At 58.0% G+C, this 22077-nt stretch carries 18 protein-coding genes and 1 tRNA gene; 10 read left to right on the plus strand and 9 right to left on the minus strand.

What is annotated here, in order from left to right:
- The first annotated feature begins 121 nt into the window (after positions 1-121).
- Positions 122-195: transfer RNA gene (locus ETAA8_RS01555), tRNA-Met, on the plus strand.
- Positions 196-269: 74 nt separating this feature from the next.
- On the opposite strand, the gene ETAA8_RS01560 is transcribed toward ETAA8_RS01555, so the two are convergent.
- From ETAA8_RS01560 to ETAA8_RS01570, 3 genes are read right to left on the minus strand one after another with little or no spacing between them, the layout of a single operon-like run.
- Positions 270-1151, minus strand: a complete 882-nt coding sequence (locus tag ETAA8_RS01560; RefSeq protein ID WP_145083900.1) for an endonuclease/exonuclease/phosphatase family protein — start codon at positions 1149-1151, stop codon at positions 270-272.
- A gap of 55 nt (positions 1152-1206) precedes the next feature.
- Complete coding sequence (locus tag ETAA8_RS01565; RefSeq protein WP_145083903.1) at positions 1207-2637, minus strand: DUF1501 domain-containing protein; 1431 nt, start codon at positions 2635-2637, stop codon at positions 1207-1209.
- 14 nt (positions 2638-2651) lie between these two features.
- Positions 2652-5000, minus strand: coding sequence for a PSD1 and planctomycete cytochrome C domain-containing protein (locus tag ETAA8_RS01570; RefSeq protein ID WP_145083906.1), 2349 nt, complete (start codon positions 4998-5000; stop codon positions 2652-2654).
- Positions 5001-5479: 479 nt separating this feature from the next.
- Between ETAA8_RS01570 and ETAA8_RS01575 the strand changes: the two genes are divergently transcribed.
- The 4 genes from ETAA8_RS01575 (at position 5480) to ETAA8_RS01590 (ending at position 8089) form a co-directional block, all read left to right on the plus strand.
- A complete protein-coding gene (locus ETAA8_RS01575; protein ID WP_145083909.1) occupies positions 5480-6781 on the plus strand; it encodes an outer membrane protein assembly factor BamB family protein in 1302 nt (433 codons plus the stop codon).
- A 46-nt stretch (positions 6782-6827) separates the two neighbouring features.
- The gene (locus tag ETAA8_RS01580; RefSeq protein ID WP_145083912.1) at positions 6828-7106 is read left to right on the plus strand and encodes a DUF1844 domain-containing protein; all 279 of its coding nucleotides are present in this window, start codon (positions 6828-6830) and stop codon (positions 7104-7106) included.
- Between the two features lie 42 nt (positions 7107-7148).
- On the plus strand, positions 7149-7328 hold the full coding sequence (locus tag ETAA8_RS01585; RefSeq protein WP_145083915.1) for a hypothetical protein: 180 nt from the start codon (positions 7149-7151) through the stop codon (positions 7326-7328).
- 275 nt (positions 7329-7603) lie between these two features.
- On the plus strand, positions 7604-8089 hold the full coding sequence (locus ETAA8_RS01590; RefSeq protein WP_145083918.1) for a hypothetical protein: 486 nt from the start codon (positions 7604-7606) through the stop codon (positions 8087-8089).
- Between the two features lie 39 nt (positions 8090-8128).
- Here the strand turns inward: ETAA8_RS01590 and ETAA8_RS01595 are convergent, their stop codons facing one another.
- The 6 genes from ETAA8_RS01595 to ETAA8_RS01620 all read right to left on the minus strand — a co-directional run bounded on the left by ETAA8_RS01595 (position 8129) and on the right by ETAA8_RS01620 (position 14751).
- The gene (locus ETAA8_RS01595; protein ID WP_145083921.1) at positions 8129-8650 is read right to left on the minus strand and encodes a YkgJ family cysteine cluster protein; all 522 of its coding nucleotides are present in this window, start codon (positions 8648-8650) and stop codon (positions 8129-8131) included.
- 4 nt (positions 8651-8654) lie between these two features.
- Positions 8655-8876, minus strand: coding sequence for a hypothetical protein (locus ETAA8_RS01600; protein WP_145083924.1), 222 nt, complete (start codon positions 8874-8876; stop codon positions 8655-8657).
- Positions 8877-8971: 95 nt separating this feature from the next.
- Complete coding sequence (locus ETAA8_RS01605) at positions 8972-10288, minus strand: KamA family radical SAM protein (protein ID WP_145083926.1); 1317 nt, start codon at positions 10286-10288, stop codon at positions 8972-8974.
- 399 nt (positions 10289-10687) lie between these two features.
- Positions 10688-11938: a beta-ketoacyl-ACP synthase II gene (gene fabF / locus ETAA8_RS01610; protein ID WP_145083929.1), complete on the minus strand. Its 1251-nt coding sequence runs from the start codon at positions 11936-11938 to the stop codon at positions 10688-10690.
- Positions 11939-12103: 165 nt separating this feature from the next.
- On the minus strand, positions 12104-12343 hold the full coding sequence (locus ETAA8_RS01615) for an acyl carrier protein (RefSeq protein ID WP_145083931.1): 240 nt from the start codon (positions 12341-12343) through the stop codon (positions 12104-12106).
- 386 nt (positions 12344-12729) lie between these two features.
- Positions 12730-14751, minus strand: coding sequence for a PQQ-dependent sugar dehydrogenase (locus tag ETAA8_RS01620; protein ID WP_145083934.1), 2022 nt, complete (start codon positions 14749-14751; stop codon positions 12730-12732).
- A gap of 310 nt (positions 14752-15061) precedes the next feature.
- Between ETAA8_RS01620 and ETAA8_RS01625 the strand changes: the two genes are divergently transcribed.
- The 5 genes from ETAA8_RS01625 (at position 15062) to ETAA8_RS01645 (ending at position 22065) form a co-directional block, all read left to right on the plus strand.
- On the plus strand, positions 15062-16309 hold the full coding sequence (locus tag ETAA8_RS01625; RefSeq protein WP_145083937.1) for a cupin domain-containing protein: 1248 nt from the start codon (positions 15062-15064) through the stop codon (positions 16307-16309).
- Between the two features lie 112 nt (positions 16310-16421).
- Positions 16422-17174, plus strand: coding sequence for a Uma2 family endonuclease (locus ETAA8_RS01630; RefSeq protein ID WP_145083940.1), 753 nt, complete (start codon positions 16422-16424; stop codon positions 17172-17174).
- Between the two features lie 103 nt (positions 17175-17277).
- Positions 17278-18306, plus strand: coding sequence for a sugar phosphate isomerase/epimerase family protein (locus ETAA8_RS01635; protein ID WP_145083943.1), 1029 nt, complete (start codon positions 17278-17280; stop codon positions 18304-18306).
- Between the two features lie 99 nt (positions 18307-18405).
- Entirely contained in the window at positions 18406-18669 is a 264-nt protein-coding gene (locus tag ETAA8_RS01640) for a MoaD/ThiS family protein (RefSeq protein WP_145083946.1), read from the plus strand.
- A gap of 267 nt (positions 18670-18936) precedes the next feature.
- On the plus strand, positions 18937-22065 hold the full coding sequence (locus ETAA8_RS01645) for a DUF2309 domain-containing protein (RefSeq protein ID WP_238397655.1): 3129 nt from the start codon (positions 18937-18939) through the stop codon (positions 22063-22065).
- Positions 22066-22077 lie beyond the last annotated feature (12 nt).

Consider the following 22077-nt stretch of genomic DNA (forward strand, 5'->3'; position numbering starts at 1 on the left):
GTCGTCCCCGGGAGCATTCCGGGGCTTGTTACGCAGCACTTTCTTGATATTCTGGACTGTCTTGTTTGGGCGGGCATTCTCTGGCCGAAAAGCCGCAGATTGCTAGCCCCAGCAAACCCTTGGCGGGGTAGCTCAGTTGGTTAGAGCAACGGCTTCATAAGCCGTGTGTCGGCGGTTCAAGTCCGCTCCCCGCTACTTTGAATGAATGCGACGAGAGCCTCGTGTTGACGAGGCTTTTGTCGTTTCTTGTCTTGGGAGTGCCGAGAAACTTAGCGCAGTTCGGCGAAGACGGGCCAATGGTCGGATGGGGTGCGGCCTTCGCGCTTGGAGATATCGATCGAGGCGTGTTTGATTTTCCAGGACCGACCAGCTCCGATCCAGTCGATGCGGGCACCGTTGGCGGGCTTGGGATTGAAACCGGAGAATGTTCCCCTCTGACTATCGGGATATTGCGTGCCGAAGGTATCTACGATGGGACTTGGCTCCCCTTCCACTTCGCCAAACAGCGCCTGATGCGGCGCGCTGGCCGGACCAGCATTGAAGTCGCCAGTTACGACAATCGCCGAATCTTTGGCAACGGCGACGAGCCTGGTTCGTAACAGCTGGGCTGATTTCAAGCGAGCCTCTTGGCCTTTGTGGTCGAAGTGGGTGTTGAAGAAGGTAATCGGCTGGGCAGTCGGCGACTGGCGATCGCGGAGCTTAACCCAAGTGACCATGCGTGGTAGTGAAGAATCCCAACTCTTGCTGCCGGGCTTGTCGGGCGTTTCGCTCAGCCAGAAATGGCCGCCATCGAGCTTCTCGAAGCGCTCGCGTCGATAGAAAAGGGCGACCGTTTCGCCAGAGTCCCTGCCATCATCGCGACCCGCTGCCAGCGAATCGTATAGCGGCAAGTTCTCGGCGAGATAGTCCCGCTGAAAAGGAAGCGTCTCTTGCGTGCCGAGCAGGTCGAGTCGATAGGCCTTGATTGTATCGACGACGTGGGCCTTTCGCTTGTCCCAATGGTTCTCGCCATCTTTCGCGGTGCCGTAGCGAATGTTGAAACTCATCACGCGGAGCGAGGGAGCTTCTTCCGCCACGACGTTGCGACAGGCAATGGCCGCAATTGCAATCAATAAACAAGAAGCGGCAAATCGCAAGCTGGGGCAGGGCATGGCGACGGTTTTCGCTAAGTGATGAAGGCCTCGCGCGAAGCGTGACGAGTACAGTTTAGGCTAGCAGTTTGGTCATGATGTTGCCGTGGACATCGGTCAGGCGGAAGTCGCGACCTTGGAAGCGGAACGTCAGCTGTTTGTGATCGATGCCGAGCAAGTGCAAGATTGTCGCATGCAAGTCGTGCACGTGCGCTGGATCTTCAGCGGCATTGAAGCCCAGCTCATCGGACTTGCCGTACGTCTGCCCCGGTTTGATGCCGCCCCCTGCGAACCACATGCTGAAGGCATCGATATGGTGATTGCGGCCGGTCTTTTCGCGATTCTCGCCCATCGGCGTGCGGCCGAACTCGCCACCCCAAATCACCAGCGTGTCCTTGAGCAGATCGCGCTGCTTAAGATCCATCACCAGAGCTGCGCAGGCCTGGTCTACATCTTTAACCACCTTGGGAAAATCGTCTTCCAGCGTTTCGCCGCTGCCGCCGTGGCTATCCCAGTTGGTGTGGTACAGCTGCACGAAGCGCGTGCCGCGTTCGACGAGACGCCGCGCGAGCAGACAGTTACGAGCGAACGAAGCCTTCTGCGGACTCACGCCGTACAGATCGAGCGTGGCCTGCGTTTCGCCGCTGATGTCGATCAATTCCGGCGCGCTCGATTGCATGCGATAGGCCATTTCGTAAGCATTGATACGGGTCGAGATTTCGTCGTCCCCCGTTTGCTTCAGCCTGATCTGATTCATCGCGCGCACGGCATCGATGGCGGCGCGCTGCTTGGCCGTATCGATGCCTGCGGGATTGGTGAGATTCAGAATCGGCTCGCCTTGACCGCGCAATGGCACGCCCTGATAGGTGGTCGGCAAGAAGCCGCTCCCCCAGTTCACAGCGCCGCCGCGTGGCCCGCGCGGACCACTTTGCAGCACAACAAAGCCCGGCAGGTCTTGCGATTCGCTGCCGATGCCGTACGTCACCCACGAACCCATCGAGGGACGACCAAACTGCCCGCTGCCGGTGTTCATGAACAGTTTGGCCGGAGCGTGATTGAACAGGCTCGTCTGGCAGGTATTCACGACGCTGATGTCGTCGACAATCTTCGCCGTGTGAGGCAGCATGTCGCTGACCCAGGTGCCGCATTGGCCATGCTGGGCGAACTTGCGCTTGGTGCCGAGCAGTTTCACACCGTGACTGCTGTTCATGAAGGCAAACCGCTTGCCTTCGATATAGCTTTGTGGAATGGGCTGGCCGGTGAGTTCGACCAGTTTGGGTTTATAGTCCCACAGTTCGAGTTGCGACGGGCCGCCGGCCATGAACAGATAGATGACGTTCTTGGCCTTCGCCGGAAAGCGCCCCCCCTTGGCAATGGCCGGCGCAGCGGACGCTTGTTCGCCCCCGAGCAACGAAGTGAGAGCCAGCGCGCCGAGCCCCATCGAGCAATCTTGAAAGAAATGCCGGCGAGTGACTTCGCGGAGAATATTGTCTTGAGCTGGAGTCATGAGTGGAGAGACGCTTATTCGCGAGTAATGGTTTCGTCGAGATTCAGCAGCACGCGGGCAAGAGTGAGGGAATCTAGCTTGCCGAGGAGTTCGAGTTCGTCCTTTGTTGGTTGGCGGGCGACACAGCGCTCGAACGCAGCGGGGAGGCCATCGCGCTCGATAATCGCCTGCAGCGATTTGGCAAACTCAAAATGGCTGGCATCGTTCAAGAGCGTGAGCGCTTGCAGCGGAGTGTTGCTGCGAATGCGCCGCGTGCATGTGCTGAAACCTTCGGGTGCGTCGAACACGCTCAGCGATGGGGGTGGAGTCGAACGAAAGACAAACGTGTACATGCCACGACGATAGCGATCTTCCCCCTTGCTGAGTGGCCAAGGTCGTTTCACCTGACCGAGCCCCAGCACGCCATCGGGAATGGGTGGATAAACCGGCGGGCCCCCCATTTTTTCCGAGAGGAGGCCGCTCACGGCGAGCGAAACATCGCGGACCACTTCGGCATCGAGCCGTAGTCGCGATTGCCGCCACAGCAAATAGTTTTTGGCATCTTTCTGCAGGGCGGGATGATTGGGGGCGACACTACTACTTTGCTGATAGGTGGCGGAAGTGACAATTCGCTTGTGCAGCTTCTTCAGACTCCAGCCGTTATCCATGAAGTCGATGGCCAGCCAGTCGAGCAATTCAGGATGCGTCGGAGCGGCCCCCATCGTGCCGAAGTCGTTTTCGGTTTCGACCAGCCCGCGGCCGAAGTATTGTTGCCAGACCCGATTCACGATCACCCGCGCGGTAAGCGGATTCTCGCGACTCACCAGCCACTTGGCGAGGTCGAGGCGGTTGGGTCGTGCGTCGGCTTTCAGCTTCGGTAAGACTGCAGGAACGCCTTCGGTCACTTCGGCTGCGGGGCGAGTGAAATCACCTTTGATGAACACATTCGTCTTGCGCGGCGCGGGCATTTCTTGCATGACGAGAGTGCTGACGCCGCTGGCAAGAAGGGCAACGAGTTCCTGATACCGCTCGTTGAGCGCCCGATAGTCTTGATCCGCAGCACCGGGGCCCATCGCAAAGAGTTGGCGCTTTTGATCGAAGGTCCGCTTCGCTGCGGGAATGGTGAGGGCTTTGATGTTCTCCTTGGAGAGGAGTTTTTTCGACATCTCGCCGAGTTCGCGCTCCCAGGTGGCAAACTCTTCCTTCTGCTCAGTGAAGTAACCGTTGATCTTTTTTTCAATCTCTTTCTGCTCCGCGGCGATTTCGCGCGGGTCGACGTTGCTATCGACCACCTTCAGCGTCGGTTCGCTTTGGTTGTTGAAGAAGGCGAAAAACTGGTAATACTCGGCGTGCGAGATGGGGTCGAATTTATGGTCGTGACACTGGGCACAAGCGATGGTCAGGCCGAGCCAAACGGTGCCGGTCGTTCCCACGCGGTCGACGACGCTTTCGATGCGGAACTGCTCGACGTCGATGCCCCCCTCTTGATTGATTTGCGTGTTGCGATGAAAGCCCGTGGCGATTTTCTGCGGCTCGGTGGCATCGGCAAGCATGTCGCCCGCCAACTGCTCGACGCTGAACTGATCGAAGGGCATGTCGCCATTGATGGCGTCGACGACCCAATCGCGATACTTCCAGATTTGCCGGGGAGCATCGATGCTGTAGCCGTTCGAGTCGGCATAGCGAGCCTGATCGAGCCACCAGCGGCCCCAGCGTTCGCCGTAATGGGGAGATTCCAATATCTGATCGACCAGGTTCTCGAACGAACGTTCGTCTTTGTCCTTGATGAACGCCTCGACTTGGGCAGGAGTTGGCGGCAAGCCAAGCAGATCGAGATAGACGCGGCGTACGAGCGTGGTCCTATCCGCAGGCTGCGAAGGGGCGAGAGCTTCTTTCTTTAACCGGGCGCGGACGAAGGCATCGATGGGCTGCGTGTTTACGTCGTCGGTCTTGGGGATGGCTGGCTTCACCGGTGCGATGAACGCCCAGTGACGATCGTCGCTGGGCTTTTCATCGGTGGGCGCTGTGGCCCCTTCATCGATCCAGCGCTTTAAGAGTGCAACCTGGGCGGCATCGAGGGGCGGCCGCTTGTAGGGCATTTTGGGAATGTAATCGTGATTGCCCTCGATCGACTGAATCAGCAGGCTTTCGCTGGCCTTGCCGGGCACAACCGATGGACCGCTCACGCCACCCTTCATGGCCCCAGCTGCGGTATCGAGCTTGAGATCGCTCTTCTGCGTGCCGGCGCCGTGGCACTTCACGCAGGTTGCTTGCAACAGCGGTTTTACTTCGCGGGTGTAATCGACAGGGGCTGCTGGCGAAGGAGTGGGCACCAGGAACAGGCCCAGCAAAAGCGCGGCGATGGCTGACGGAGAAAGTTTCATGGGCGAGAGGGCTGGCTGAAGGCGGGCAGGCAAACAAAGCTGAAGCCTACACCCTAAGCCAATTCGCCCTGCCAACGCAAGCTTTTCAGCTCGAGTGCGGCCGGTTTTGGCGAGTTGGAAGAGACGGGCTGGACCGGCATCGCGATGGTTCACTCCACATCAATTCGACGATCAGATATGCTGACTTGTCCACCACGGTGAACTTGTCCCCAGGGAGACATTCGCTTCGGTAGTGAGTTGGGTTCGAGCCGCAAAATGGGTGGGGTGTTTAACAATCCGGCCAATTGTTGAACAGCAACACACATAACTCTCGGGTTTCCGAGCAATTCGTGTTCAACAATTACACACCAAGTTGAACACTTAGGATGAGATTAGAATTCAAAAGTGCCCGATGGATGATCGCGTGATTTCGCGCTGCTGACACTCGCTTGCTACAATTATTTTCCTTCGCATCAGCCCTCTCCGGATATGTATTGAACATGACTTCACAACCGTCCATTCTCTTTGCCGCTGCGATTGTTTGCGCCTCCGTCAGCAACTTGGCTGCGGCTGAGAACTGGCCGCAGTGGCGCGGGCCAAACGGAACGGGAGTCTCGAGCGAGCGCGACCTGGCAATTGTCTGGCACGAAGATCGTGGACTGTTTTGGAAGACGCCGCTGCCGGAGTGGGGAACGAGCACACCTGCCGTCTGGGGTGAGTCAATTTTTCTCACTAGTCATACGGGCGACGGAAAGTTGCTGCTGCTGAAGTTGAACAAGAAGGACGGCAAGATTGTCTGGCAGCAAGACGTGGGAACCGGCGAGGCCGTGCGCGAAGCGCCCAAACGGCTGACGCAGAAGTTCCATCAGCTTCACAATTTGGCCACACCATCGCCGGTGACCGATGGCACGACGGTCGTCGCCCATTTCGGCAATGGCGATCTCGCCGCCTACGACTACGACGGCAAACAACTTTGGAAGCGTAACCTGCAGGAAGAATTCGGCGGCTATACGATCTGGTGGGGACACGCCAACAGTCCGGTGATATTCAAGGACATGGTCATTTCGGTCTGCATGCAGGACTCGCTGGCCGATCTGCAAGACCAACCCGTGCAGAGCTACCTCGTCGCGCACGATCTGCTCACCGGCAAGCAGCGCTGGAAGACGCCCCGGATGACGCGAGCCGATTCCGAACAGAGCGATTCATATACCACGCCACTGCTGACGACTTATCAAAAGCAACTTCAACTGATCGTGATGGGTGGCAATCAACTCGATGGCTACGATCCAGCCAATGGCAAGCAACTTTGGTTTCTGCCTGGCCTTGTCGGGGGCCGCACAGTCACCGGCCCAACCGTGGCAGGCGATTTCATCTACACAACTCGCGGCCAGCGCGGGCCGCTCCTCGCCGTGCAACCTCGCAAGGCGGGCGAGAACGACTTCAAGAGCATTGAGTGGGATTACAAAGAAGGAACGCCCGACTCGTGTACGCCCGTGGTCTGGAACGAACTTCTCTTCACAGTAGCTGACGACGGGATCGCCCGCTGCATTCACGCCCCTTCGGGCAACCTGCGCTGGAAAGAACGGCTAAAGGGCAAATACAAGGCATCGCCGGTTGCCGTCGATGGCCGTGTCTTGTTCCTCAATACCGAAGGGCTGTGCACGGTCGTTTCAGCCCAGCCGCGATTCGACAAACTGGTCGAGAATCAACTGAACGACGAAACGATCGCTTCACCCGCCATCAGCGACGGCCGCATCTACCTCCGCGGCAAGCAGTTCTTGTATTGCATCGGAAAGAGGTAAGTTTGCTTGGAGCAGACATTTCCCTGCGATTACTTGAGGAGCAACCATGACCGACCAACTTACCCCGCAGCAAATTCCCCCGGCGTCGTTCACCGTGTTGGTCTCGACCGTCGCCACCCAGGCCAGCGTCGCGCTCGGCATGATCGCCGACCCGCGCACCAACAAGCCGGAAGTGAATCTCGACCTGGCCAAACACTTTGTCGATACGCTGGTGCTGCTGGAGCAGAAGACCAAGGGGAATCTCACCCCCGACGAATCCGCCCTGCTGGCTGCTGCGACGAGCCAATTGCAGATGGCGTATGTGACGATGAAGAATAAGAAGTAGTCAGGAGTCGGGGGGGCGCGAGAACGAGTGGAGAGGGCAGTCGTGCTCGAAATCAAATCGCTCGAGATTCTCTATCTGTCGCGGCATGGCCACGACATCGCTTATGGGCTAACGGAAGAAGACTTGTTTGCCGTAGCACCCTCGTTGCGGCATGCCAAAGACAAACTAATCGTCGCGAAGCCGGCGCGAGTTGGTATTGTTGTCGGAATCGTGTACGACTGAAACGAGCGGCAGAGCACCGCTTTTCGTCCCAAGGTTCATTGGGATTGTCCCGCTTGTGGCCAGCACGGGTTTGACGACTGTGGGGAGTCGCAACCGTTATTCACCGAACCGTTTTGTAACTGCGTGGACTGGTGGCTGGTGAGTTGGGATGCAACGCAAGCGAGAGCTGAATTGACAGTTCGCGAATAGTTCGCAATTTGCCCAAATGCGCACGGCGTACGTCGCGTTGAGGAAAAAAAAGTAGATGCGGGAGACGATGGCAGTAGAATTCGTGAATGGCCAAGTCCAGCCTCAGATCGTCGCAATTCTCACTGAGCTTACTGCTGCTTTTCATGAGCCTGATCTCAGTAGCAGTTTATGGCTGCAAGCTGCTTAGTTCCTACATCCATGTGCAAGATGTGCCGGTTGCAGTGGCGAACGACAAACTCCGAATGATTGGCACCCCCTTTTCCATACCGGATACAGCCACTCACTGCTCTGTCAGCGGTAGATTTTACAGCTATTTCCAGGCGACATATCAAATCGATCAAGTTGCGTTCTTGAAATCGACTGCCGATCGCTTTCCCGACATAAGGCGACCGGAGCCGATTCCGTTCGATGTCCGCACGTCCCTTGCTTACAACTTCAAGCCTCTGGGCCACGGCGACATCCAGCAGAATGCTCACGGTTACGTGCTAAACACGATGACAATGAGAGGTGGGTGGCGGATAGTGTATGACGCAACCGAGCAGCGCGCATACGTTGAGTATTCGCCGCGATGATCTCGATCCGAGAGTGCTTGCCCACGTGCAATGTGCGAGTCATGGAATGACTCGACTACGAGAGGAGTTCACATTCTCTTTCGGCAATTCCTCATACAACTGCCGGTGCCAGCGTTGGGCGTCGGTCAGGTTCATATCGAGGGCTTCGAGCAAGCCCTGGCCGATGCGGAGGAGTTCGGTCGGGCAGCCGGTCGAGAGTTCGTCGGTGATGCCGTCAGCGTCATAGCTGAACGGGTAGAGCCGGCAGATGAGAGGCCGCGTTTCCAGTGGCAGAATGCAGCCTGCGTTGCCTAGGAAGGTGCAGTCGCCGTTGGCTTGTTTTTTGAGAACGCGACGGGTGCCATCGGGGCGGAAGACATTGTCGCGCCAGATCGGGTCGTCGTCCTGATCGGCGTAGTCGGGAATCGCTGGCCCGCGAAACTCGGTGAAGCCGGTTTGCCCGGTGTACGCTTCGATTCGCCCGACATCGCCAAGTGTGGTGTAAATGTCACACGTCTGGCAGCAGGTTTTCATGTGCCGCGAGCAGCGGATGCAGAGAAATTCTTCTGGGGACGTTTCCATGTACTTACGCTGAGGTAGCTGGATAAGCGGTTTGCACACTGGCGATATGCAGATAGGCCACGATCGAAATCCGGTCAGAATCGGGGTATCCCACTACCATTCCGTTTTTGGAAAGAATCACAAACTCCGGATGTGGGACGTGAACTACTTCCCCGCTCGACAAAGTCATATCGAATGGAACAAAAGGCTGTCGTTTGATCAGGTCGCGAATCGCTTGCGAGTTCATTGCCGAATCCTCTATTTTGTTTTGGCAGGCTCTCGTGGCACCCCTAATTATATGCCACGAGACTGAACCAGCAAAATACGAGGCTGAATCAGGGGTTACCCCACCGGATCCGGATAACGATAGACCTGTCCTTCGTAGTTTCGCAGCAGCAGATCGTCCCCCTCGCGGCCGACGATGTAGTTCGGCTGCAGCGGGATCTTGCCGCCGCCGCCGGGAGCATCGATCACGTACTGGGGAACCGCGTAGCCGGTGGTATGACCGCGCAGCCCTTCGATGATCTCCAGCCCCTTGCTGACGCTAGTACGAAAGTGAGCCGAACCGCTGATCGGGTCGCATTGATAGATATAGTACGGCCGGACGCGCATCATCAGCAGGCGATGAAACAGGTCCTTCATCGTGCCGATACTATCGTTCACACCCTTCAGCAGCACCGTCTGCGCACCGAGCGGAATGCCGCTGTCGGCCAGCCTGGCACAAGCCTGGTAAGCTTCGGGCGTGCATTCATCGCCGTGCAGAAAGTGAATGCTCATCCACAGGGGATGATGCTTCTTCAGCACGCGGCAGAGCGACGGAGTGATCCGCTGCGGCAGCACGGCCGGCATCTTGGTCCCAATGCGAACAAACTCCAGGTGGGGAATCTCCCGCAGCTTGCCGAGCATCCAGTCGAGCTTTTCGTCGCTTAGGGCGAGCGGGTCGCCACCCGAGATAAGGCAGTCCCGAATCGTCGGCGTGTTGCGAATGTAGTCGAAAGCCTGTTCCAGTCGCTTCTCGTTCGGCATGATCTCGCCGTGACCCACCACGCGCGAGCGGGTGCAGTAGCGGCAATAGGTCGAGCAGAAGTCGAGGGCGAGCAGCAGCACGCGATCGGGATAGCGATGAACTAGCCCCGGCACCGGGCTGTGGCCATCTTCGCCCAGCGGGTCGTCGGCTTCGCCCGGCGTGCGGATGAATTCATCCTTCACCGGGACAACCGTTTTGCGCAGTGGCTGCTGCGAATCTTCCCGGTCGAGCAGGCTCATGTAATAGGGGGTGACTCCGACGGGGAGCAAGTTGCCACCCTTCGACAGACCCTCTTGTTCTGCGTCCGATAGTTCGAGCATTTGCGCGAACTTCTCGGCCGTGCGAATTCGATGGCGCGACTGCCAGCGCCAATCGTTCCAGTCTTTGTCGGCGACCTCGGGGAAGAATCGCTTGCGAAATGCCTTGGTCCGCGAGGTCGTCTTCGCGCGGCGATTGAACGCAGCGGGTGCCGGCGCTTGATCCGCGTGAGGCGGGTCAATTCTCGTCGTTGCGGCAGGACGAGCCGGCGGCGGAGCTAAGTTCAGGGTGAAAGAAGTGACGTGGTAGGTACTACTCGGAGGTTCCTCCAGAGCGACACTCGTCAATGTTTGCTCGCATTCGGAGCTGTTCATACCGTGGGATATCCCCAGGAGCCAGGTGAAGTGCGTCCGGAACGGTCTCCTTGCCGTCCAACGCCGAATCGCAAACGCCGCGATTCGCGGCCAGAGAATCCGAGCATTCGACGCGAAAGCAGCATCCGCTCACCGCGGTTTCGGTCGCTTGATTGCTCGAACTGGCCTGTAAAGAAACCATCGCTGGGCTCGGTGGTCTTCACCGAGCCATCCCAACAACGAATTGGCACCCGTCAAAGCTGGTTATCCGTGACCAGCATCCATGACAGCGACATTTCGTCGTAGCGCGGAATTAAAGGGGGCTACGGCGAAACTGTCAATGGACTTTCTGTCTTATTGACAAAAGAATCGGAAAAAAGTCCGGGAGTTACGAAGCGACCCGCGACGGAAGGCCGTTGCCTAGCGTAGTTGGCCGACAATCACGCAGGCATTGTGCCCGCCGAAGCCGAAACTGTTGCTCAGCGCGGCATTGATCTTGCGTTCGCGCGGCTGATTGGGTGTGTAATCGAGATCGCAGGCCGGGTCGGGAGTGTCCAGGTTAATCGTTGGGGCAATCACGGCGTCGCAAATCGACTTGACTGTGGCAATCAGCTCCAGGCCACCGCTGGCCCCCAGTGTATGCCCCAGTTGGCTCTTGGTGCTCGACACGCTCAGTTGCTTGGCGTGTTCGCCAAACACCCGCTTGATGGCGGCCGTCTCGGCCTTGTCTCCCAGTGGAGTGCTGGTGCCGTGGGCGTTGATGTATTGAATTTGGCTCGGGTTCAATTCGGCATTACGGAGGGCATCGCTCATGGCGCGGGCGGCACCGGTGCCGTTTTCGTCGGGGGCGGTGATGTGCCCGGCATCGGCACTGGCTCCAAAGCCCAGCAATTCGGCGTAAATCTTCGCCCCGCGAGCTTTGGCGTGTTCGAGTTCTTCGATGACGAGCAACCCGGCTCCTTCGCTGAGCACGAAGCCATCGCGATCGGCGTCGAACGGTCGGCTGGCCAACGTGGGCTGATCGTTGCGCGAGGAAAGCGCCTTCATGTTTTGGAACGAAGCCAGGCTCATCGGCGTGATGGCTGCTTCCGACCCGCCGGTGATCATCACATCGGCATCGCCGTATTGAATCGTTTTGAAGGCGTCGCCAATCGCGTTGTTCGAACTGGCGCAGGCCGTAGCGACCGAGTAATTAATGCCCCGCAGGCCGTAGCGAATCGAAATGTTCCCCCCCGCTGCGTTGAGCATCATCTTGGGGACCGTGAACGGGCTGACCCGGTCTGGTCCCTTCTCGATCATCTTCGAGACTTGCTCTTCAATTTCGTGCAGCCCGCCGATGCCGCTCCCCAGGATCACGCCGCAGCGGAAGGGCTCTTCTTTGGTGAAATCGAGCCCCGATTCGACAATCGCTTCGTGACAGGCCACTTGGGCAAACTGCGAGAAGCGGTCGAGTCGCTTGATCTCTTTGCGGTCGAGAAAGGCGTCGGTGAACGACTCGGGATTCCAGTCGTGGACATCGCCGCCAAAGCGGATTTTGAACCGCGTGACGTCGAACGCCCGTAGTTCGTGAATGCCGCTCTCGCCCTTGAGCAGCTTTTGCCACAACTCGTTGACCTGGCACGCGAGCGAGGTTACGACACCCATCCCGGTAATGACAACTCGCCGCTTCATATCAACAGCCCGCAATCACAGAAACGCGCAACCGCTGGCCTGCAATCGCCGGCCGGCAAACTCACCTGCGTACATCCAAACACAAAAACCCAGTTCCTGGAAGGGAGACTGGGCCTTAATGATGATCAGAATCCACCGACATTCAACCTAGTCCCTCAGGGGGAACTAGCTCTTTTGAGCTTCGTCGATGAACTTGATGGCCTGCCCGACGGTTTGGATCTTCTCCGCCGCGTCGTCGGGAATGTTAATATCGAACTCTTCTTCAAGTTCCATGACCAGTTCGACCGTATCGAGCGAGTCAGCGCCCAGATCATTGACGAACGAGGTTTCTGGCGTGATCTTCTCTTTGTCGACGCCCAATTGCTCGGCGACGATATCAATAACGCGTTCAGCGACGGATGCCACTTTCACCGTCCTCCATACACCAAGGAAGTGCGGCCCTACACTTCGGCCAAGCACGAACAAGCAACAACAGTCCCCTTTGGACGAAACCCCGTCCGCAGGGATGAAACAGCATAAGATAGAGGAGATTCGCAAGACGGGTCAAGACTGGATAGCCCCCCGCAGCACGAATCACCCACCTATTCTCGACTTGCGGCAATCCCGGGCGTCGCTGAACTTCGAAATTGGGCCATCTATCCCACATAAGGCCAGCTGCCGTTGCGTTACCGCAGGCTGCAGATCTGGCCCCAGTGTCGCTAACCGAGAACTGCTTTCGCAAAAGCCCATGAACCACCGCCCCGGGTCAAGAAACCCGCGGCGGTGGCCTGAAGGGCGGTTTGGGCGGGGTGCTACTTCCCCTTCACCAATTTGAAGATTCCCTGGCCGGTGGCGCTGGTGCCCATCAGGTAGAGTTCGCCAGCTTCGTCTTCGCCGAACGACATCACGGCGACGGGAGCTTTGGGAAGTTCGCGGTTGGCCACGACCCGTCCCTTTTCTTCGTCGTACTTCAGAGCCCAGAAGCGACTGCTGACGTAGTCGGCATAAACGTAGTGACCTTCGAGGGCGGGAACGGCCTTGCCCCGATACACGTCGCCGCCAGTGATCGACTTGCCGATGTCGTGGTGATACTCCCAAATCGGTTCGATCATGTCTTTCTGCACGCCCACGCCCTTAGCGCCGAACGGGTGCAGCGATTCACGCAGGCTCCAGCCGAAGTTGCCACCCTTGGTGACGCGGACGATTTCTTCGAACAGGTTCTGTCCGACTTCGCCGGCCCACAGCTGGCCGGTCTTTTCGTCGAAGGCAAACCGCCAAATGTTGCGGAAGCCATAAGCGTAAATCTCGGGCTTGGCTCCCTCTTGCTTCACGAACGGGTTGTCCGCAGGAATGCCGTAGGGTTTCCCCGCCGAGGGCTTGTCGACATCGATCCGCAGAATCTTGCCGAGCAGGGTCGACATCTTCTGGCCGTTTTCGTGCGGGTCGCCACCGGCGCCGCCATCACCATGGGTGATGTAGAGGTAGCCATCGGGGCCGAACGCAATCGTGCCACCATCGTGATTCCAAAACGGCTTTTCGAAGCGAATCAGTTCGACTTCGGAAGCCGGATCGCCGGCGTTCTTATTGCCAGCCTTGGTCTTGAACTTCGACACGACGTTGACCAGGTTGGTCTTCTTTTCGGTGTAGAAAATGAAGAACTCGCCGTTTTCTTTGAACTTGGGGTGGAAGGCCAGCCCGAGAAAACCTTCCTCGTTCTGCTTGTCCGAGTATTTCACCCGATCTTGCAGGTCGAGGAAGATCTTGCCTTCGGTGGGATTCTTGGGATCGATGACGTAGATCACGCCGTGCTGTTCGCCGACGACGATCCGGCCGGAGCCGTCGCCAAAGTGCGTGAGCAGAATCGGGCGAAAGGGAACCGCTTTGCCACTTTCGCTGCCGTCGTCCCAGCCTTCCCACTTGATGCCGGGGAACGCGGGCTTGGCTTCGATGGCCAGGGGCGATTCGTCGACTTCCCAGCCGGGAATGGTGGTCGAAAGGGTGATTAGCTTGCCCGACTTCATATCCGGAATAAGCAGTTGCGTGCCACTGGCATCGACGCAGCTATCGGCGGCATTCTGTTCGAGTTTGCCCAGGAACACCGGCTTTTCGCCGGGGCGAGGAATGCCAAAGGCTTTGCCGGTCGTCCACGAAGTGATGAAGAGTCGGCCGTTATAGTCCCAGGCCAACCCATCGGCACCTTCGAGTCCATCGGCAATCTTCTCGGCGCTCTTGTCGCTAAGCCGAACGCGGTGAAGTTCACCCTTGCCCATGTCGGCCACAATGAACGAACCGCCGCCGTCGAACGTGACCCCGTTCGGCTTGTTCAGCCCGGGGATGTTTTCTTCGCTGGCGACGACGTCGATCTTGTCTTGGCGGATATCGAGGCGAAACACCGCGCCACCCTTGCCATCAGCACCCGAGTCGCTGATGAGAATGATGCCGTTCGGGCCGTCGATGGCGATGTCGTTCAAAAAGATCGGCGCGACGGGAAACTTGTCTGCCGCAGCCAGGACCGACTTTTTGCCACTGGCATCAATCTTCACCACTTTGGTTTTGTCAGTCAGGTAGAATGAATCTTTAAAGAAGACGATTCCCTTGGGGTCGTCGAGACCGTCGACAAAGGTGGTCGCTTTGCCATCTTCGATGATGCTGACCTTGCCATCGCCATCTTTGCCGAACTCGCCGATCTCGGTCACGTACCACTTGCCGGCAGGGCCAACGCAGACCGATTCGGGCATCTTCAGCCCTTCGATTGCGGTCTTGGGTTCGGCAGCAGTCGCGAACAGCGAGCCGGTGAGCAGCAGCCCAGCGGAGAATAACCAATGCTTCTTCATCGTCTACCTCGGTGAATCGAGTATCAAGTTGCAGCAGGCCAGGTGCGGCGAGCCGAGACCAGAAATCATCGATTCCGCTGCGCGCAGCCGCAAGTGGGGCAATGACGGGACTCACGCAGGCCGACGAGCATTGTTGCGATACTGTTCCCTGCTGAAACCTGCTAAGAGGAGTGGTCTGGCGAGGCCGTAAGTCGAGAAGCGTTGGCTTGTGGCGTGGCTGCAAACCGAATAAAACTGCCGTTTCGCCCGTTGTTGCCGCACTTCGCGTTGCGGCCCTGCTTAGCCTTTCCCCGTGGAGTCGCTCGCACCCATGATTCAGCCGAATGTTGTGAAAAAGGATAGCATCAGCAAAGTTCTCGACCGCGCCTTGGATAAGGGAGAAGGGCTGCTGCGACTAACCCCGACCTGGGTTCCCCGCAGCTTTTTGCATCCGGGCCGCCGGATCAAGCTCCATCCGCAAGATTTGTACGCTTACGGCGCGAACCGCGGCGGCATCGACGAACGCTGGTTCAGCAGCACGACCGAAGCGGCCAACGAAGGTCGCGTCTGGCACGAAGGTCTCAGCTTCGCCAGTTTCGAAGGAAAGCAGTTCCTGCTGCGTGATGCAGTGGAAGAAGCCGGTACCCGGCTCATCGGCAAGACGATGTACAAGAAGTACAACCGCTGGCCGGTCTATTCAAAATTCTTCGATAACATGGGCCCGATCCCGCATCACATGCACCAAAGTGCTGCCAATGCCAAGCTGGTCGGGCAAGAAGGAAAGCCCGAGAGCTATTACTTTCCGCCTCAGTACAACAATGTCGACAACAACTTCTGCTACACCTTCATGGGGCTCGAACCAGGGACCACGAAGGACGACCTGAAACGCTGCTTGCAGAACTGGGACAAGGGAGAAAATGGAATCCTCGATTTGTCGCGCGCCTATCGCCTCAAGCGCGGCACGGGCTGGTTGATTCCGCCCGGCGTGCTGCACGCTCCCGGTTCGCTCTGCACGTACGAACCGCAATGGGGCAGCGACGTCTTCGGCATGTTCCAGAACATTGTCGAAGGGCGCTATGTGCCGTGGTCACTCTTGGTGAAAGACATGCCCGTCGATAAGCATCAAGATCTCGACTTCATCATCGGCCAACTCGACTGGGAGAAGAACGTCGATACCCACTTCAAGAACAGCAATTACCTGGAGCCCATCGTCGACAAGAAGTCGAGCGGTCCGGGCTACACCGACAAGTGGATCGTCTACGGCCACGTGGACGGCGAACAACTCTTCAGTGCCAAGGAGCTGACGATCGATCCCGGCGTGAAGTGCACGCTCAAAGATCCCGCCTCCAGCGGTTGGATCACCGTGCAAGGGAAGGGCCGCATCGGCAAGCTGGCGTTACAAACGCCGGCCATGATTCGCTTCGGCCAAGAAACCGAAGACGAAGTCTTCATCAGCTATGAAGCAGCCACGCGCGGTGTCGAAATCGAAAACACCGGCAGCGAGCCCCTCGTCGGCCTCCGTTACTTCGGCCCTGACGTCCACAAGAAGGTGCCGATGATCGGGGATGCAAACAAGTAATTGCAGTTCGCAGTTCCCATCCAGATGACTCTGGCGGTGTAGAATTCAGGCAGGTCCGAAACGCAATTAGTCCCGGAAACAGCGGGAAACGGCGAATAAGGCAGGTTTGAATATGAGTACGGTCACCGCCGAGTCTGAGTATGTAGTTCTTTATGGAATCCCTTGGGAGATGTACGAGGGGATCACTAGCGCGCTGAGCGAGTGTCATTTGCGGCACACCTATGTCGCCGGCACGCTGGAGATACGGCGATGTCTCGTTGGTGTTGATTGGAAAGCGTACCAAGCGTTCTTACGAGCACTAGGCGATCGAGGTGTCCGGCACACTTTTCACGAGGGTACGCTTGAAATCATGTCCCCACTGAAGGATCACGATTGGATCAAGCGATTGATTGGTCGAATGATCGAAGCCATTACGCTGGAGCTGGATCTGGACATTCAAAGCATCGGTTCGACAACCATTACCGGTGAAAAGATTGAGTGGGGACTGCAGCCCGATGAGGCCTATTACGTCGGCAATGAGAAAAAAGTGCGGGGCAAGCGTCGGTATGATCCCAAAAAGGATCCCCCGCCAGACTTAGTGGTGGAAGTCGATGTCACCAATAGTTGTGTTCAGCGACTTCCTGGCTTCGCCGCGATTCGTGTACCAGAAATTTGGCGGCATGATGGCAAGACGTTGCAATTTTTGAAAAGAGACCACCAAGGGAAATATCGCGAAGTAAAACACAATGTTGCCTTCCCCTTTCTTTCGCCAGGCGATCTCCAAGCTTCCCTCGATCAAATCGAGCATGTGCGAGAAACCGAACTAATTCGGAACTTCGTCAAGCTGGCCCTGCAGCGGTATCGTGATTTCATGCGGATTAACTAAAACTTTTGCCCTGGACATCACGACTGATCGGTATGATACGCACCAAAGGTGCTAACACTGCTTTCCAATCCTAAAGATCACCTCCCAACGAATTGAGTCAACAATGCCCAATGCCTTTCCGAAACTTCACAATGCCATGTGGCCGGGTCTCGTGGGCAAGGAGCCGGGGACCGATCATCCGCCGATCAGCCTCGATCACATGCTCGAACTGACCGCGGCGGCGGAAGTGAACGGGCAGAAATTCGAAGGGGTCGATCTCTTTCTGTTTCACCCGCACACCGATCCCGATGCCAGCGACGACGATATTCGCGCGATGGCCGATAAAATCGCCAGCTATGGTCTGAACGTCGGTTCGGTCGTAGCACCGGTTTGGCCCGGCACCGTTGGCGGTTCGGCGATGGGGAACGAACTGGAACGCGATAACTTTGTGCTGGCAGTGCAGAAGGCCTGCCGCATTGCCAAGATTCTCAACGAGCATGGCGTGCGGAAGTATGGCGTGATTCGGATCGACTCGGCCGATTCCCCGACTCATTGGGCCGATGATCCGATTGGCAACACTCGCAAGATCGCCCAGACGTTCAAGGAAGCGGCGAAGATCGCCAAGGATCACGGCGAGCGACTGGCCATGGAAGGAGAAATCTGCTGGGCCGGCATGCACTCGTGGCAAGCTGCCTTGAAGCTGCTCGAAGAAGTGAAGATGCCGGGCACGGTTGGCTTCCAAGCCGACCAGGCTCATACCTATCTCTATCTGCTCGGTTACAACGCTCCCGAAGCGGCCCTCCTGCAGCCCGGCTATGACGAAACGCAGTTCGTCACTGCTTACACCAAGATGACTGACGCTCTGCGCCCTTGGACGATCGACTTCCACGTTGCCCAGAACGACGGCAGCGTGCATGGCACCGGTTCGCACGATAAGACCGGCCGCCACTGCCCCGCCGACGATCCGAACGGCAAGATCGACATCGTCAAAACGGCCGGCTACTGGCTGAAGGGTGCCAAGGAACGCGGCATTCAGCACATCTGCTGGGACGGCTGCATGTTCCCGAACGGGATGCTCGAAGATCCCAAGACCTGGAACACGATCCTCGCCAAGATGATCCAAGTGCGCGACGCGCACGGCTGGAATGAGTAGGTAGTAGGTGGCCCGACGCGTCAGCGAGGGTGCAGCAGATCGTGACGTCGATTCGAACATCACCCTCGCTGACGCGTCGGGCTACGTAAGGAAAACTCGATGCCCACCGTCTTCATTCCGGCCCAACTGCGCGGCCTGACGAGTGGGCAAGCTCAAGTCGAAGTCGCGGCGACAACCGTTGCCGAAGCAATCGCGCAGCTCGACGAGCAGTTTCCTGGCATTCGCGCTCGTCTCTGCCAAGGCGAAAACTTAATTCCAGGCTTACAAGTCTCGGTCGATGATCGCTTTACGCGGCAAGGTCTCTCGGCCCGTTTGCAAGCCGCCAGCGAAGTCCACTTTCTTCCCGTCATTGGCGGCGGCTAGTCCCCGCCAGCTAGAATGGGCTCTCTCTCCCAGCGTGCTCTTCCGCGCTGAGCCATTACGCAGCCGAACAACATTCTTTCGGAAGCGTTATTTAACTCGCGCGTTCGTCGGCGATCTCGGTAAACCGCTGAACGCGATGTTTCCTTCGCAAACTGCCGTGCGGATTGAGCTTCTGTATATCTAAACAAGTTGTAATGAGATCGCTTCTATTCATTGATCCGAAATAGAAGTACAAGCAATAGATCACCCCGCTGAAGAGGTCTTACGGTGCCTGTCACGATGCAGCGACCTGCCGACGACGTCCGAGAGGACGAAGTCAAACCTTCCCCGCCTGCCGACCTGGAACTGCTGAAGCAGCGGATTGTCCTGATCGGCGATCTGCTGCCGACTCAAGGGCCCATCACGGCCTTCGTGTTTCTCAACACGTTGCAAGCGCTTGAAGACCTGCCGTTCGAGCAAGGCGTCAAGGAAGGGGCTCGGCTGTTTCATTGTCAGCCCTACTTGAGCGAAGAGAAATATCGCGAACGTTTGACCCAGGGGCGCATTCGCCTGATCGATTTGCAGTACATCGTGCGCGAGGACCTGGCGGACCGAGCGGACGAAATCGTCTTTGGCGATACCACGCGGTTCGATCTGCGGCTGGCAATGTTGCAGCATCCCTTGCGAACCGGCCCCGCCGAAGAGCTTCGCTGGTTCATCGCCGAGACCGACGCTCTGCAGCACTTGCGGCCGGAAGCTTCGAGCGGCATTCGCGAAAAGTTCCTGCGCGAGAGCAAGCACTGGATCATGCGCGATGCCCGGACGGCGGGCGATTCTGAAAACTATCAGCCCGATGAATCCGATCAACGGACGCAATCGCTGCTGGCCGATCTGCTCAAGCGCTATGGCCAGTCGTCGATGGAGCATTGGAACGACCGCACCTGGGAAGCCTGTTCGTTGCAAGCCTTGTGGCGAGTTTGCCGTGCTGGTGTGCAAGGTTTGCCTGCGCCGATTCGCGAAGAACTGCCGACGTTGCGCCATCGCGATTTGTTGCTGGCGGCAACCGGCGAAGATAGTGATGCCCTCGTTCACGAAGTGTTGATTCGCTTTTGTGCGGCCTTTGCCGATCAGGGTTTTGCCGATTGGCTGTTGCCCGACCGCGAACTGGGTATCTTTCGCGCATTTTCGAATCTTTACTGCCAGTCAGCAGGCCCTCCCGATCGCTGGCTCGCCGCGTTGCCGGCGGAATTGAAACGCATCGAGCAAGCGGGGCTCTCGCCACTCGAATCGATTCGCGAATCGCTCACCCTGCTTGGTGTGAGTGCCGAAGACGAACGCGAATACCTGACCGCTTCGATTCTCGCTTTGCAAGGTTGGGCCGGGCTGATCTGGCAGATGGAAGTTCGCAGCGACCGCGTCGCCGTCCCTGCTCCCGTGGGCAGCCTGGTTGAATTCGTCGCTGTTCGCTTGATCCTCGAACGAATTGCTTTGGCGCACGTCGCCCGCACTGCGCTCCGCTGCGAATGTGGTTTTCAAGAATTGCCCGCCAAGCTGCAAAGCCTGCACAAGCGCGCGGTCGATAACGTCGAACAGCGGGCCTTCCTGGCGTTTCAGTTGGCTCAGGTGCTCGGCTGGAATACCTACCAACTGCTGAATCTGAGCAAGGACCAGTGGGGTAAGTTGATCGCCGAAATCGAGTCGTTTTACAGCTTCGAACGACGGCGCATATTCCACCTGGCCTTCGAGCGGCAATATCGCATTCAAGCGCTCGACGCCATTTCGGCCCACGCCGCCAAGCCGGCTCGACGGGTCGATAAGCCCCGGTTTCAGGCCGTGTTCTGCATCGATGCCCGCGAAGAATCGTTTCGCCGGCATCTGGAAGAGTTTGCACCGGAAGTCGAAACATTCTCCGTCGCCGGCTTCTTCGGCGTGGCCATGTACTATCGCGGCGTGGCTGACGCTCATTACGCCACCCTCTGCCCGATCGTCGTGCGCCCCAAGCACTGGGTGATTGAAGAGGTCGTGCTGCCATTCGAAGAAACCAATCGACGTCGCGCCCAAACGCGAAGGGCGATTGGAGCGACGTCGCTGGGCATGCATCGCGGCAGCCGCAACTTGGCCAGTGGTGCTTTGCTCACCGCGAGTCTCGGTGTGCTGGCTTCGATTCCACTCGTCGCCCGCGTTCTATTTCCGCGCTGGACGGCGCTGGTGAGCCGCACTGCCAACAGCCTGGTTGCACCGCCGCAGATCACGCGCTTACGGCTCGAACGGCAAACGCCCGAGCCGGGTATGGAAGATGCGCAGATCGGCTTCTCGGTCGATGAAATGGCCAACATCGGCGAACGGATGCTCCGCGACATGGGGCTGATCGAGAACTTCGCCCGGCTGGTGATGTTCTTGGGCCATGGTTCGCACTGCTTGAACAATCCGCACAAGTCGGCCTACGACTGTGGTGCTTGCTCGGGTAGCCCCGGTGGTCCCAATGCTCGCGCGCTGGCTTCATTTTTGAACGATCCTCGCGTGCGCGACATTCTGAAGTCGCGTGGACTTACCATCCCGCGCGAGACGGTGTTCGTCGGCGGTTTGCACAACACGGCCGCCGATACGATCACTTGCTCCGATCTCGATCTGCTCCCGAAGACGCATCATCGCGACTTCGAACAAGCGATGGAGACCCTCCGCAGCGTATGTCAGCGGAATGCCCACGAACGTTGCCGCCGGTTTTATTCTGCCCCGCTCGATATCACGCCCCTCGAAGCGCGCGAGCATGCCGAAGGGCGCAGCGAAGACCTGGCGCAGACGCGGCCCGAATTTGGCAACGCGTCGAATGCCATGTGCTTCGTCGGTCGCCGCAGTCGTGTGCGCGGATTGTACATGGATCGCCGCAGCTTCATGCACTCGTACGACATTACCGTCGATGACGCCAACAGCACCATCCTCGGCCGCATCCTGGCCCCCGTCGTTCCGGTCTGTCAGGGAATTAACTTGATGTACTTCTTCTCCGCCGTCGATTCGACCGGTTGGGGCGCCGGCACCAAGTTGCCGCACAACATCACGGCACTGCTGGGCGTGATGGACGGTTACTCCAGCGATTTGCGACCGGGGTTGCCCCATCAGGGCGTCGAAATTCACGAACCGCTGCGGCTCCTGTTCGTCATCGAATCGACTCCCGAACGGATGCTGGCGATTATGGCCCGCGATCAAACAGTCGGCCGCATTCTGCGGAATGGTTGGGCGCAACTGGCCGTGCTCGATCCCGACAGCAACGACTTGCAGGTTTATCGCCACGGCATCTTCGAACCCTATACGCCGGAAGTTCGCGGCTTGCCACAGGCCACGTCGTCGGTCGACTGGTATCGAGGCTGGCGCGAGCACTTAGGCTTCGCCTCGATTCGAACGCCGCCGCAGCCTCAGTAATTGCTCGTTGAT

The organism is Anatilimnocola aggregata (assembly GCF_007747655.1).
Classification (GTDB): Bacteria; Planctomycetota; Planctomycetia; order Pirellulales; family Pirellulaceae; genus Anatilimnocola; species Anatilimnocola aggregata.